The sequence below is a fragment of the Rhizobacter sp. P3_C12 genome, assembly GCF_056402735.1.
Window position 1 is genome coordinate 1 of record NZ_JBFUGW010000182.1, and the last position, 12,856, is coordinate 12,856.

13 protein-coding genes and 1 pseudogene are annotated in these 12,856 nt (G+C 65.9%); 2 read left to right on the forward strand and 12 right to left on the reverse strand.

Going from position 1 to position 12,856, the window contains the following annotated elements; all coding sequences use genetic code 11:
- The 6 genes from AC1DXV_RS23440 to AC1DXV_RS23465 all read right to left on the reverse strand — a co-directional run.
- On the reverse strand, positions 1-402 hold a 402-nt coding region (locus AC1DXV_RS23440; RefSeq protein ID WP_477935793.1), incomplete at its 3' end, for a hypothetical protein.
- A gap of 200 nt (positions 403-602) precedes the next feature.
- Positions 603-1,220: an alpha/beta hydrolase gene (locus AC1DXV_RS23445; RefSeq protein ID WP_477935795.1), complete on the reverse strand. Its 618-nt coding sequence runs from the start codon at positions 1,218-1,220 to the stop codon at positions 603-605.
- A 729-nt stretch (positions 1,221-1,949) separates the two neighbouring features.
- Positions 1,950-2,180, reverse strand: coding sequence for a hypothetical protein (locus tag AC1DXV_RS23450; RefSeq protein ID WP_477935797.1), 231 nt, complete (start codon positions 2,178-2,180; stop codon positions 1,950-1,952).
- A gap of 388 nt (positions 2,181-2,568) precedes the next feature.
- Positions 2,569-3,144 (reverse strand): isochorismatase family protein, encoded by a 576-nt coding sequence (locus tag AC1DXV_RS23455; protein WP_477874268.1) that lies wholly within the window; start codon positions 3,142-3,144, stop codon positions 2,569-2,571.
- Positions 3,145-3,284: 140 nt separating this feature from the next.
- Positions 3,285-4,784 carry a dipeptidase gene (locus tag AC1DXV_RS23460; protein WP_477935799.1) on the reverse strand — a complete coding sequence of 500 codons (1,500 nt, stop codon included), beginning with the start codon at positions 4,782-4,784 and terminating at the stop codon, positions 3,285-3,287.
- A 474-nt stretch (positions 4,785-5,258) separates the two neighbouring features.
- Positions 5,259-5,510, reverse strand: coding sequence for a GlsB/YeaQ/YmgE family stress response membrane protein (locus AC1DXV_RS23465; protein ID WP_477871471.1), 252 nt, complete (start codon positions 5,508-5,510; stop codon positions 5,259-5,261).
- Between the two features lie 264 nt (positions 5,511-5,774).
- Here AC1DXV_RS23465 and AC1DXV_RS23470 point away from each other — a divergent pair, with 264 nt between their 5' ends.
- Entirely contained in the window at positions 5,775-6,710 is a 936-nt protein-coding gene (locus AC1DXV_RS23470; RefSeq protein WP_477871469.1) for a LysR family transcriptional regulator, read from the forward strand.
- Between the two features lie 67 nt (positions 6,711-6,777).
- Here AC1DXV_RS23470 and AC1DXV_RS23475 read toward each other — a convergent pair whose 3' ends face one another.
- Positions 6,778-7,524, reverse strand: coding sequence for an SDR family oxidoreductase (locus AC1DXV_RS23475; protein ID WP_477935801.1), 747 nt, complete (start codon positions 7,522-7,524; stop codon positions 6,778-6,780).
- 196 nt (positions 7,525-7,720) lie between these two features.
- Between AC1DXV_RS23475 and AC1DXV_RS23480 the strand changes: the two are divergent.
- Positions 7,721-8,046 (forward strand): annotated as a pseudogene (locus tag AC1DXV_RS23480) (aspartate carbamoyltransferase); the annotation flags it as partial.
- Here the strand turns inward: AC1DXV_RS23480 and AC1DXV_RS23485 are convergent.
- From AC1DXV_RS23485 to AC1DXV_RS23505, 5 genes are all read right to left on the reverse strand, one after another.
- Positions 8,041-8,949: a PEP-CTERM sorting domain-containing protein gene (locus tag AC1DXV_RS23485; RefSeq protein ID WP_477873116.1), complete on the reverse strand. Its 909-nt coding sequence runs from the start codon at positions 8,947-8,949 to the stop codon at positions 8,041-8,043. The pseudogene AC1DXV_RS23480 and the gene AC1DXV_RS23485 overlap by 6 nt on opposite strands.
- Positions 8,946-9,872: a PEP-CTERM sorting domain-containing protein gene (locus AC1DXV_RS23490; RefSeq protein WP_477935803.1), complete on the reverse strand. Its 927-nt coding sequence runs from the start codon at positions 9,870-9,872 to the stop codon at positions 8,946-8,948. The genes AC1DXV_RS23485 and AC1DXV_RS23490 overlap by 4 nt, the downstream gene beginning before the upstream one ends.
- Positions 9,873-10,089: 217 nt before the next feature.
- Positions 10,090-11,001, reverse strand: a complete 912-nt coding sequence (locus AC1DXV_RS23495) for a sugar phosphate isomerase/epimerase family protein (RefSeq protein WP_477871811.1) — start codon at positions 10,999-11,001, stop codon at positions 10,090-10,092.
- A gap of 10 nt (positions 11,002-11,011) precedes the next feature.
- Positions 11,012-11,902 (reverse strand): VOC family protein, encoded by an 891-nt coding sequence (locus AC1DXV_RS23500; RefSeq protein WP_477871813.1) that lies wholly within the window; start codon positions 11,900-11,902, stop codon positions 11,012-11,014.
- A gap of 15 nt (positions 11,903-11,917) precedes the next feature.
- The gene (locus AC1DXV_RS23505) at positions 11,918-12,667 is read right to left on the reverse strand and encodes an ABC transporter ATP-binding protein (protein ID WP_477871815.1); all 750 of its coding nucleotides are present in this window, start codon (positions 12,665-12,667) and stop codon (positions 11,918-11,920) included.
- Between the last annotated feature and the right edge of the window lie 189 nt (positions 12,668-12,856).

Below are 12,856 nucleotides of genomic sequence, written 5' to 3' on the forward strand. Positions count from 1 at the left end.
TTCGACACCTGAGCCAGCATCCGTGGTTACGCTCAAACAGGCGCGGCGCGGCGCGCGCGTATGAGAGAACGCTTTGGCCCGCGGCTCAGGCAGTTGCGGAAAGCTCTGCCGAAGGCGGGCCAGGGTTTCGTCGAATGGTAGGTCCGGCTCGACTCCCGTGCTGACTGGGATGGTCACTTTGCCCGCGGCGGTGTACGCAATGCATACCTGATCTTGCGGCGAGAGATTCCACAATGGCCAGTGCTCAGAACGTTGTTCGCCACCTGCGGTAGTCAAACTATTGAGAGTGAGCTGCGCGGCACCGCGGGCCGTTGCGACGATAGTTGCCGTGAGCACACTTACCTCCGGCGAGCCGGCGCAAGCTATGACATGCTCATTCAGCGAAACGGTGAAGTAGGCCATATCTGGGAATTCTGACGGAGGTGTTGCCGTTTTAGAACGAAGCCCACTCCGCGACATGCCCGCCGGGTCAGCCGCGAGTGGACGTTCATCACCGGCAGTTCGTGGCCGGCCTCCGGCATTCGAGCACATGGCCCGGGGCGGCAGAAACTGACCCGGCTGGCAGGCAGCACCAGCGCTTGCATACGTGGCTGACGAAGGAATCAGATCCCACTTCGGAGGTGCTTTTCCAGGAACGGCAGGACCGTGCTTTGATACGCTTTTGGGCCATGCCTATAGAGGTCTACATGAGCAGCCCCTTCGACTGCCCAGAATTGTTTTGGCTCACGTGCCGCCTCGAATATGCGCTTGCTCTCCGCGAGGGTTGTGTGCTCGTCCGCTGTGCCTGAGGCGATGAGGACGGGCGCATTCAGCGACGGGATGTCCATGATTGGCTGAATCTGTTCAGGATGCAGTCCGAGACGCAGCGGGAGTTGCCACAGCAAGGGCGGGGCCAGATATCGCCCGGCCGGCCCCAACTGCCTTACCAGCCGGTCGGAGACCGCTTCTGCAATGGTTGGGAACATGGACTCCAGAACAACCGCGTCCGGTGACGGTACCGCTTTCGCAATCACCGCAGATGCCGCACCGAGTGACACTCCGACGATTCCGATTCTCTCGCCTGGGAGTCGATTCCGGAGATAGTCCAATGCGGCCCTGACACCTTCGGCTTCACGAACTCCGAATGTGATTCGGTCACCAGTGCTCTCGCCGTGAGCGGKAAGGTCGATCAGGAATGCCGTATACCCCAAACCACTGAGCAACCTGGCACGTTCGATCATCTGTCGCCGATCACTCCGTACGCCATGCAATAGAAGGACCGCACCCGAGCGAGGCCGGCCAAGAACAAGCCAACCAGAAACGGCTCCACCGGAAGCTGTGCGAATGACGACCGAGGTGGCGTGCAGATCCAACGGCGCGGGGCCGACAGATCCCGTTGCAGGCCGACTCAGAGCTTCGCCGGCCCCACCAAAGGCCGCCGCAACGAGGAGGACGCTGATGAAGAGACTGACGATGAGACGGCGTATGTTCATTTTGGTCGGCGAGAACGCGTACGCCAGTTGAATGGATATGACTCGAGAACCATTGCGCTTCAGCCTACCTCAAAGCGGTCGCCTGCGACCGGCCGATAGTGGCCGATCAGCGACATGCGGAAACCGCGCCATTCATGCGGGCCGATTCGGAGCGACGCGATCCGCGAGGGCTTCAACTAGCGCCGRCTCTCCGCGAAGSGACAAACCGACACCGGATTGGGCGACGGCCACAAGCTCAGCGCCTGGGAGCAAGTTTTCGTACAGCGTGATTTCTTGGGGGCCGCCCAGGGTCCACTCTCTGTCAACGATTGAGCCGCCCATCGTCTCGACCTCGGCAACGAGTCGATAGAACAGGTCGTCGTCGTACTCAGAGCCCAGTAGGAGTTCGGTCATCGCGCTGCCCAGCGTACCCGAAAGCGGTCGCCCATGACCGGCTGGTTGTGGCCGGCTGCGGGCACTCGTGAGCAGCTTCGTGCATCACGAGTAGATGATCGTGATAGACAAGAAGAACAGCACAACCAGTGTGAAGGCCACCTGCTTCAATCGCTTTTCAAAGAGTCGAGGGTTCTCCCTGACCCATACGACGAAGGCGTCGACCTTGAGCCTGACCACGTGATTCACCGGCAAGAGCCGAGTAATCAGAACTGCCACCCCGCCGATGGCCGCAACAACGACCAAGAACGAAGACATGAGAATGATGCTGGTCATGGTTTGACGTCGAAGAGGTGGTTGCGCGCACATCCGCGCCGATATCGGGTCGCGCAATGCTAGCTGGGTATCCGCTCGTGYCGACACTGTGCCGCACAGCCAGAAGCAGTCATTCACGAAAGACAGTTCCTGGCCGACTACAGCCGCTCTCTTGTTGAGCTGATAGGCGATGGCCGGCTCATAGCGGAAGTTGGCTCAAGCTGAGCAAGGCTCCGGAAAGCGGCCGTTCAACGTTCGAGGTGAGGCGGAGCCCAACGGCGGGCCACCAGGCCCGGGCCGACGAAAATGTACCGCGTGCCGCCAGCCCGGGCCTGGTGGCCCGCCGTTGGGCCTCGCCTCGACCGAGGGGTCAAGCCGCAGTGCCGCCATGCGCAAGGCTGCCGCTTGTTCAGCGAACGCCGCCTGGTGTAGCAAAGTCGACTTCCTCTGCTGTTGCGGTTCCGTTTTTCCGCCCGGGGTAGCTGATCCACTTCATCGCGACGTTTAAGTCGGCAACGACGCTTGGGGCCTCAATCTTCGGCCCGTTCTCAAGTTCGAGACTCTTCGTCGTGTGCGCATCCTTGACCAGAGTCAGGTCGTAGCCGCGATCCAGTGCGCCGTAGGCGGTGGCACGGATGCACCAGTTGGTCGCGGCGCCGGCCAGAACGATGTGCGTCGCGCCGATGCGCGCAAGCTCGGCTTCGAGCCCCGTCTCTTCGAACGACGACTCGAAATGCTTGTAGATCCGCGCTTCGCCTTGCGCGGGAACCAATTCCGGTACCAGTTGCCATGACGGCGAGTCGCGCACGAGTTCCTTGTCGTCATGTTGCACCCAGATCACGGGGACAAGTTGCTCTCGGGCGCGCTCAACAACGCGCGCGACGTTGTTGACGACTCGCGTGGTCTCCCAGGCTTCGGCTACGACGCTGACTTGAACGTCAACCACGACGAGCGCTGCTTGATTTCCGGCGCGGACAGTGGACATGGTCAGGATGCCTTGATGCGAGGTGGAGGGTAGGCGATCAATCTTCCATGACTCCGAGCGTACCCGCAAGCCGTCGTTCGTGACCGGCCGGTTGCGGCCGGACTGAGTCCTTCGCGGCCGTGGTGGCCGCCAGGCTCTGACTACGTTGCCCCGCCGGACGATTCGACCTGCGATGGCACGGCGCCGTCACCGAGGCTCGCGCGGAACACGCGAGCGTAGTTGCCACCGAGGATGCGCTGCACGTCGTCTGCGTTGAACCCATGCTGCAACAGAGCGTCGGCCAGAGCCGGCAGGTCGCGGTACGAGGCGAACGTCGACGGCCCGACCAGACCGTTCATGTCGCTGCCGAGAGCGACATGCTCGACCCCGACGACGTCCGCCATCCGCGCGATGCCAACAGCCAGGGCTGCCAGGTCAGGGAAGATCGAAGCCGGTGGCCAGATACCAATCACGCCGCCGGTGCCCGCGATTGCGCGCGCGTGATCCGCCGCGATCAGGCGGCTGTGTGGCCTCGACGCTGCGGCCAGCGATGTGTGCGACAGCACGAGCGGCTTGTCTGTGACAGACGAGGCCTGGCGGACGAGGTCATACGTGCCGTGTGCGACGTCGACCACGATGCCGAGCCGGTTGCAGCGCCGTATCACTTCAGCGCCGGCCTGCGTCAGGCCGCCGTGCACCGGGGGCTCGGTCTGGATGTCCCCGAGGTCGTTGACGCGGTAGTGCGTGAGCTGGAGATGACGCAGCGCCCAGCGCTCGTAGGCGTCGTCGACGCGGTCGGCCTGGCCCTCGAGGAAGTCGCCGCCTTCGGCGGTGACGATGATGGAAGGTGCTGCGCTGCGAGCTTCGTCCAGGTCACGCGCGCTCCGCACAATGCGCAAGCCCTGCGCGCGCGCGAGTTCGTGCACGCGCCGGAACGACTCTTCACCGTAGGCCTGCAGCTCGCCGGGCTGCGGGTCACGGAAAGGCCGGATGCGTTTCTCGGCGGTGACGTGGTGCGTTGGCGAGTCGGAGACGATGGCCAGGCACAGCACGGCCATGCCGCCGTCGCGCATCGGGGCCGCGACCGGCGAGAAGCGGCCACCGTGCTTGACGCGGTCCAGGCCGAGGATGTGGCCGGCGTGCGTGTGAATGTCGACGCTGGCCATTGATTCGAGCAGGCGGCGGCTCTCGTTCGGCGCAGGGTGCGGCGCGGACGCCGCAGCAGGCGTCGCGAGCAGGTGGGCCGGGGTGCTGGTGCAGGCCTGCTGCGTGGCTGCCGCGGCCCACGCCAACGCGCGCAGCGCATTGCGCCGGGTGAATCGGACATCCGGCGCGCGCTGCCGACAGAGCACACGGGCGTCGTGGAGCTGGAACTTCCAGCCAGACGGATCGTGATCCGGCAGCGCGCGCAGGCGGCCGGCGAGGCGGACGCTCTCGCCGGTGATCGCGATCGGCGCTGCCGCGAACACCTCAATGCGCGACCTCGCGTCGCTCGGCAGGCAACCAACGCAGCATGCAGCCTCCGAAACCAGGGCGAAATAGGACGCCGCCATCGCTGGTTCGAATGGCGCAATCCAGCCGTCGATCTGGATTTCTTCGTCAGGGCGCGCGCCAGAGGGCAATCGCTTGAGCGTCGCGAAGTCTGCGCCTTCGAGTGTCATGGGATTTGCGTCGTTACGGGTGGGGCGACCGACGCGCTTCGTGCTCGGAAACGCGCATGGACATGAGACGTTAGCTGTCGCGGTCGCTCTGCGTATTGCCATACTGTGAAGCTTGGTATCGATACCTCTCGTCTGCGATTGACGGCGCGCGCTGACGATCGCAACGGTGGCCGACTGTGCCCCTTCATCCGTCGCCCTGCAAGCGATCGCCCAGCGGAGACGGCACGGCCTCCGAACGACTGCTCGCGAGCGAGGCGGCGAACCTGCACTGTCGGCCACAACCTGCCATTCGCGACCGGCGACTTCTGGTTACCTCATCTTGCGATCGTCGTGAGCGAAGAAGCTGACAAGGCACGCGCCTGCCTCCACGGCTCGCGGGGCGAGGTGGCTTCACCCCCGAAGGCCTCGAGCCCGGATAGCCCCGCGGCGTGTTGCCTCGCCGCTCGCGCAGGTGCGGTCGAACCGCGAACGCGGTCAGCTGCTGCTGCCCTTGAGCTTGCTGACGACGAACAGCAGCACGATGGCGCCGATGACCGAGGCGATCCATCCGGCCGGCTGCCCCACCGAATACCAGCCTATCGCCTGGCCGACGAAGCCAGCGATCATCGAGCCGGCGATGCCTAGCAGGCAGGTCAGGATCCAGCCCATCTTCTGCTCGCCTGGCAGCAGAAAGCGCGCGATCGCGCCGACGATCAGCCCGACGAGGATGGTGCCGATGATGCCCATGGTGTTGGCTCTCTCGTGTGATGGATGTTGAAGGTCCTGCCAGACCGAGCATGCCACAAGCCCGCGAACGGACGAGCGTGTGTTGATGGCTTTCGCGCCTCGCCCGGCCTGCCGATGTGTGGCGTCTGATCGACGACCGGCAGCACCGATGGAACAGCGAAGGGTCAGGGACATCGTATCGAGCCCATGTAGAGTGAGGGCGCGCGGCCGTTCGATGGACGCAGCCCGGCTGCTCTGCGCCGTCGGTTTGTTGAGGTGAGTCAATTGGACAGACTGGAAGCGATGGCGATGCTGGTTTCTTCCGTCGAGGAGGGAAGCCTGTCGGCGGCCGCCAGGCAACTGCGGATTCCCGTTGCCACGCTCACGCGCCATGTCAACGACCTGGAGGCGATGGTCGGCACGAAGCTTCTCGTTCGAACGACGCGCAAGCTCTCGCTGACGGATGCGGGGGCCGACTACGTTGCCGCAGCAAGGCAGATTCTCGAACAGGTCGATGAGCAGGAGCGTCGCGCCGCCGGTGAGTTCACGAACCCACGCGGCGAGCTCGTCGTGACAACGCCGGTGCAGGTGGCGCGGCTGCGGGTACTGCCCGTCATCCATCAATTCCTTGTGCAGTTTCCCGAGATCCGCATACAGCTCCTGCAATCCGACCGCAACATCGACCTCGTCGACTCGCACGCGGATGTCGCGGTGCGGATCGGCCGCCTGCGCGACAGCAACCTGGTGGCCACGCGGGTCGGGCTGTTGCGCGTCGTGGTGGTGGCCAGCCCGGCGCTTTTGAAGAAGCAGGGCGTGCCGCGCAGCCCCGAGGATCTGCGCGACTACCCTCGCGTCGTGTTCAACAGCCCGTTCCTGTCGCCGTGGCGCTTTCGCCATCCGGAAGCCAGCGAGCTGCACACGATCACGGACACACCGCGATTGCTCGTGTCGTCGCCAGACGCAGCCGCCGATGCCGCCATCGATGGCGTGGGCGCGACCATGCTGCTCGAGCACGACGTGGCAGAGGCAGTGCGCGCCGGGAAGCTCCGATTCATCCTGCAGGAATTCGAGGTCGAGCCGATCCCGGTGCATCTCGTCCACCTGTCTCGCGACATGATGCCGGTCAAGCTCCGCCGATTCATCGACTTCGCCGTTCCGCAACTTCGCGAGGCATTGGCAGACTTCGGACGCATCCCGTCAGGTGCTTGGCGAAGAACATGAACGTGCGATCCCCGGCAGCTTCTGGCCATCCGGGCGCTTGAATTGGATCGTCGTTCCCATGGGGTCCTCAAAACTGGGTCAGGCCGCCGTCGACCACGAGCTCCGTGCCGGTCGTGTATGACGAGTCGTCGCTGGCGAGGAACAGCACGGTCTTCGCGAGTTCCGCGGCATCGCCGAAGCGCTTCAGGCCGACCTTCTGCGTGATGCCGGCGGCGATCTCCGACAGCACGTTGTCGGGCAGGCCGATCTTGCTGTAGAAGGGTGTCGCGATGGCGCCCGGGCTGACCGCGTTCACGCGGATGCTGCGCGGCGCCAGTTCTGCGCCCAGGGTGCGAACCAGCGAGCGCGCCGCAGCCTTGGTCGCCGCCAGGATCGACAGGCCCGCGTAGCCGATCGTGTTCAGGAACGACGTCGTCACGATGATGCTGCCGCCCTGAGCCATCACCGGCGCCGCCTTCTGGATCGTGAAGAACGTGCCGGTGAAATTGAGCGCGAGGTTGTCGGCAACATACGCTTCCGTCACCGCCTCCAGCGGAGCGACCGTGGTCGCTCCGGCGTTGGCGAACAGGACGTCGATGCGACCGAACTTGGCGCGCGTCTCTTCGACGGCACGCTCGATGTCAGCCACCTTGCGGATGTCGGCACGCACCAGCAGCGCCTTGCCGCCGAGTTGGTTGCCGGCCGCGGCCAGGCGCTCTGCGTTCGAGCCGACCAGCACCACCTGGGCCCCCTCGGCCTGGAACAGTTTCGCGGTTTCCAGGCCGATGCCCGACGTGCCGCCAGTGATGAATGCAACTTTGTTCTTGAGCTTCATTTCAGGTAGTTCCCATGGGTTGAGTTGAATGACGAAGGGGACGTTTCGGTCGATCGCTTCGCATGGGACGAATCATGTGTCTCGCCAATAGGAAGTGGAATGAGCTGAATGCGAGCAACATCTGCTCGGGAAGTGGCGAGGTGGCGGGACAGCACAGCGTTCAATCGGGCGCGCTTATTCCTTTGACTGTGCCGTGAGTGGCGCAGACGTCCTGTACGCCACCCGGATCCAGACGGAGCGGTTCACCGATGAATCGGTTGATGGCTACGACCAGAGTTTCGAAGTCAATCGCGCCATCGTGGATGCCACGGGCAAACCCGACACCGTTGTCATGCATCCATTGCCGCGCGATGGCCGGCCCGGCGCTTCGATCTGAGCGTCGATCTCAATGCGGATCCCCGCCTGGCCATCTTCAGGCAGACGGACAACGGCGTGCCCATTCGCATGGCGCTTTTCGCGCAGATGCTCGGTGTCGATGGATTGGTGCAAAGGTCGATGCGTGATGCGACATGGAAATCACCCACGGTTCACAACGCCCCCGGGTGCCCTTCCTGCCGCAGGCCTGTACCGCCAGAACAGCACCGCCAGGCCGACCAGCATCGCCAGCCAGGTGCTCGGCTCCGGGATGGGCATCTGGTCGACCGACGCCAGGAACAGGATCTCGAAGCTGCCGAACATCGACTGGTTGGACCGGTTGAAGATCGTCAGCGACAGGTGCCCTTGCGGGTCGGCGCTGTAGGCGAAGTCGTCCGGCCCCGGCTCGATGCCCAGGAACGGCGCGTGGAAGTCCCTCGGATCCTGGTTCAGGATGTTCGCGATGAGCGTGATGCCGTTGCCCGAGCCCCAGCTCGCGTTGTCGCGGAACGAGAGCGTGGCCGAGTTCGCGATGGTGTCCCGTGGCTTCGGCGTGGTGCCGTAGTTCGCCGTCGGCGAGAGCGGCACCGTGGAATCGAGCGTCAGCAGCCCCGACAGCGTGATGGAGCTGTTCGGGTCGAGCGTGAAGGCGCGTTGCCAATCCAGGTGGACATCCGCCGAGTCGCCCATCTTCGGGCGCGACACCTCGGCCTGCAGGTGCCCCGGCTCCACCGTCACATGGGCCGACGGCGCATCGGCCGCCACCCGGTCGACGCCGCGGCTGTAGTTGCCGAACGGCTGGGTGCCGATGGCGCTGCCGGCGAGACGTTGCGAATCGAAAGAGGTCTCGCGGTACGAGGTCGACTGGTCCGCCCAGTAGTGGATCGCCGTCGTCGATCCGGAGAAGGTGTTGGGTGTGATCCAGTGACCCACGGTGCCGGGCGGAGAACTCGCGTCGGTGGACAGCCCGGTGAGCGGGTCCAGCCGGAAATCGACGCTGACGTCGCCGGCGCGGGCCAGGCCGGTCAGCCCGACGGCCGCCAGCGCGATGAGCAGGATGCGGGTCTTCATGCGAGGCCTCCGGCGACGGTGGGGGTGGATGACGGGTTGGAGGCCTTGCGCCGCCAGGCCAGCAGCCCCAGGCCCAGCAGCATCGCCGCCGCGGTCGACGGCTCCGGGATCGGCGAGATGAACGGCGCCACGGCGAACGCCCCGATGGACAGGCTGGTGAACATCAGCTCGTCGGAATGGTTGAACAGGGTCAGCGACAGGTGGCCCTGCTCGTCGCTGCTGTACGCGAAGTCGTCCACCGACCCCACGCGGCCGAGCGACGGAGAACCGGCGGGCAGCCGCGGGTCGAAGTTCATGATGCGTGCGATGAAGCCGATGCTGTTGATCCACCCCGTGCCGTCGCCGAGCGAGCTGTGGAACGAGAGGATGCCGCGGTTCGCGTACTGCGGGTTCAGGTTGGGCGAGGCCGCGAAGGTGGTCTCCTGCGTGGTCGCCTGGTCCGAGCTGAGGGTTGCGGTGCCGGAGAAGGTGATGGAGGTGTTGGGCAGCAGCGAGAACGTGCGCTCCCAATTGGCACTGGCGTTGGCTTCGTCCCAGGGATGCTCGCGCGTCACGCCCGCGAGCATGTGGCCGGGCTCGACCAGCGAGTGGGCCGAAGGCGAATCGGCGGCCAGTGCCGGCATGGTCTGCTCGCGCCGCGGGCCGAAGGGATCGCCGTTGCGGTCCGCGAGCGGCAACCCGGCCGAGGTGTAGGTGTCCTGGTTCCACGACAGGCTCCCGTCGGCCCAGGTGTACCTGACGGTGGTGGAGCCGCTGTAGGAATTCGGCGTGAGCCACTGGCCGACCGTGCCCGGCAGCGAAGCCCCGCTGCCCGACAGGCCGACGATGGGATCGAGCTGGAACTCGGCGGAGGACTCGTGGGCCTGGACCGTGGCGGCCATGCCCGTCGAGATCAGCAAGGCGAACAATGCGGATGTCTTCATCACACTCTCCCGTGCGTGGAACGCAGTCACCGAGGCGGCCCGGATGCCCTCCTCGGGAAAACCTGCCGACCCGATTGCCGATGAAGGCAGAGAGACGTGTCAGAACTGCAAGGCTCCGGCGTCACGTTCAATGCCACGTTGTGCTTGCCGGCAGCAAGCAATCGGCATTCCTGCCGACCGTTATCTGGCGCGGCGCGGTCGTCCCGTGGGCACGGGGTCAGGGCGTTCGTGGGCGTGTCGTTCTGAGCCGAAGCGCCCCCGGCAACGGCACYGACCGCTTCAGCACTGTCTCCCCCAGCCACGCCGCCGAGCGCGCGGCGCGTGCCGCCACCATCGGCAGCGGCATCTGCTGGTAGTCGTCATTGAACACCTCGAAGCTGTAGTCGCCACGGTAGCCCAGCCGGTCCAGCCGCAGCACCATCTCGGCGGCCTGCCGGCTGTGCGCACCTTCGCCGGGGAACACGCGGAAGTGGCGCGCGGTGTCGATGCGCTCTTCGACCGAGCGGATCTCGTTCCACATGAAGTCGGCGAGCTGCACCAGGAAGATCCGCTGCGGATCGACCTCGTCCAGCGAGTCCAGCGAGGTCTGCATCGCGAACGCGTGGAACGAGTCGAGCGCCAGTCCGAGGTTGGGCATGTCGGCGCGGCAGACCACGTCCCACGCGACCGGGAACTCGTTGATCGTGCGCCCCCATGACAGCGCCTCGAACGCGATGCGGATGCCGAACGGCACCGCCATCACCGCGAGCCGGCGCAGGTCGCGCGCGATGTCGTCGAGGTCGCTGCTCGCATGCGTCGAGGTCGACGAGCACACCAGCAGCACGCGCGAGCCGACCGCCGCGCACAGCGCCATCATCGAGCGCGCGATGTCGATCTTGTACTCGCGCAGGCCGCCGGGCAGGCCCTCGAAGTCGCGCAGCACCTGGAAGCCGGTGACGCGCAGCCCGCTGTCGCGCACCGCCTGCACCGCGGCGTCGACGCCGGCCGGGTGGCCGACGAGGTCGCGTGCCGACAGCATCACCTGGGTGAAGCCCGCGGCCTTCATGGCTTGCAGCTTGTCGGGCAGGCTGCCGGCCAGCGAAATGGTGTCCATGCCGAAGTCGTCGACGTTGCCGGTGAACTGGCTCATCGTCGTCTCCTCACGGCGCGTCGCCGGGCCGGTCGTGCACCAGCTCGAAGCTCACGCTGCCGAGCTCGCTGCGCGTCAGCGCGCCGCGCGGTCCCGGTGCGGCGGCGGGCGTCTCGTTGAACAGCACGCCACGGGCACGCAATGCCGCCACGCTGGCCGGCACATCGGGTGCACCGAGGCCGATGCGGGCCAGGTACTCCGCGCCGTCGACGTCGAACGACTCGGCCTCGGGCTCGATCAGCTGCAGGTAGAAGCTGCCGCACGGGCTGCGCAGCACGTGGCCCTTGGGCAGGATGCCGAAGCGCAGCGCATCGGACAGCGGGCGAAAGCCGAACAGCTCGGCGTAGAACGCGATCCAGTCCTCGTAGCGGTCGACGCCGATGTACTGCACCGCGCCGAAGAAGTGCAGCCCGGTCAGTGCCGGCGGATGCGGGTCGACGCCGGGGATCGGCACGAAGTCCACGTCGTAGATCGAGAACTCGCGGTGGCGGTCGACGAAGTAGATGCGGCTGCTGCCCACGCCGTGGATCGCCGGGATGTTGAGCTCCATCACCGCCACCTGCGTCGGCACGGCCCAGGCGCCGCGCTCCAGCGCCTGCTGCAGCGCGCTGGCCGCATCGCGCACGCGCAGCGCGATCGCCGCGATGACCGGTGCCGGGTTCTCGCCTTGCAGCCCGGCGGTCTCCGGCGCATGCGCATTGACGATGACGTTCATGCCGCCCTGGCGGTACAGCAGCACCTCGCGCGAGCGGTGCCGGGCGACCGGGTGGAATCCCATCGATTCCAGCACCTGCCCGAGCGCCTGCGGCCGGGTGGTGGCGTACTCGATGAACTCGATGCCTTCCATGCCGAGCGGGTTGGCCGGCAGGCCGACGCCTTCGCGTTGTGCGGTGGTGTCCATCGAATCCTCCTGGTGTCAGGCGACGGCGGCGGTGGTGCCGATCGCGTGGGCGCCGCCGAGAAACAGCCGCTCGATGTGCGGATCGGCGAGCAGTTCGCTTGCCGGGCGGTGCAGCACCTGGCGGCCGGATTCGAGCGCGATCGCCTCGTCGGCCACTTTCAGGGCGCTCTTCACGTTCTGCTCGACCATCAGCACGGTGGTGCCTTGGGCGGCGAGCTCGCGCAGCAGCATGAACACGTCGGCCACGACGATCGGCGAGAGYCCGATCGATGGCTCGTCGATCAGCAGCACGCGCGGGCGCAGCAGCAGGGCGCGGGCGATCTCCAGCTGCTTCTGCTCGCCGCCGGACAGGGCAGAGGCCTGGCTGTGGAGGCGCTGCTGCACGCGGGGGAAGCGGGCCAGCACCTCGGGGATGCGCGCATGCGTGGTCTTCGTGCCGAGCGTGATGCCGCCGAGCTCGAGGTTCTGCCACACGGTGAGCTGGCCGAACAGGTTGCGGCCCTGCGGCACGAAGGCGATGCCGTGCTGGAGCAGCAGGTCCTTGGGACCGGTGCCGGTGATGTCGTTGCCATCGAGCCGGATGCGGCCCTGGCGCACTTTCAGCAGGCCGAACAGTGTCTTCAGCACCGTCGATTTGCCGGCGCCGTTGGGGCCGAGCAGCAGCGTGATCTTGCCTTTGCGGGCCTGCAGGCTGAGCTTGTTCAGGATCATGAACTCGCCGTAGCCGGCGATGACCTCGTCGAACTCGATGGCTGTCGCGTTCATATCGTTCGGTGGTCTTGGTACGGCGCGGCGCGGCGGGTGAGGGAATGGGCTGGGGGCTCATGCCGAGGCGGTCGTCGCCCCAGGGGGCGCCGACTCCACGAAGAAGCTCGGCTTCGGGGGTGCATCGCCAAACTCCCGCCACTCACTTCGTTCGTTGTGGTCAAACAGTGGCGATGAGTCAGTCTACGA

Coding starts and splice junctions, on each gene's coding strand:
- AC1DXV_RS23450 (WP_477935797.1), bottom strand. CDS start 2,180: ATGACCAGCATCATTCTCATGTCTTCGTTCTTGGTCGTTGTTGCGGCC.
- AC1DXV_RS23490 (WP_477935803.1), bottom strand. CDS start 9,872: ATGAAGACATCCGCATTGTTCGCCTTGCTGATCTCGACGGGCATGGCC.
- AC1DXV_RS23475 (WP_477935801.1), bottom strand. CDS start 7,524: ATGAAGCTCAAGAACAAAGTTGCATTCATCACTGGCGGCACGTCGGGC.
- AC1DXV_RS23500 (WP_477871813.1), bottom strand. CDS start 11,902: ATGGACACCACCGCACAACGCGAAGGCGTCGGCCTGCCGGCCAACCCG.
- AC1DXV_RS23455 (WP_477874268.1), bottom strand. CDS start 3,144: ATGTCCACTGTCCGCGCCGGAAATCAAGCAGCGCTCGTCGTGGTTGAC.
- AC1DXV_RS23465 (WP_477871471.1), bottom strand. CDS start 5,510: ATGGGCATCATCGGCACCATCCTCGTCGGGCTGATCGTCGGCGCGATC.
- AC1DXV_RS23485 (WP_477873116.1), bottom strand. CDS start 8,949: ATGAAGACCCGCATCCTGCTCATCGCGCTGGCGGCCGTCGGGCTGACC.
- AC1DXV_RS23460 (WP_477935799.1), bottom strand. CDS start 4,784: ATGACACTCGAAGGCGCAGACTTCGCGACGCTCAAGCGATTGCCCTCT.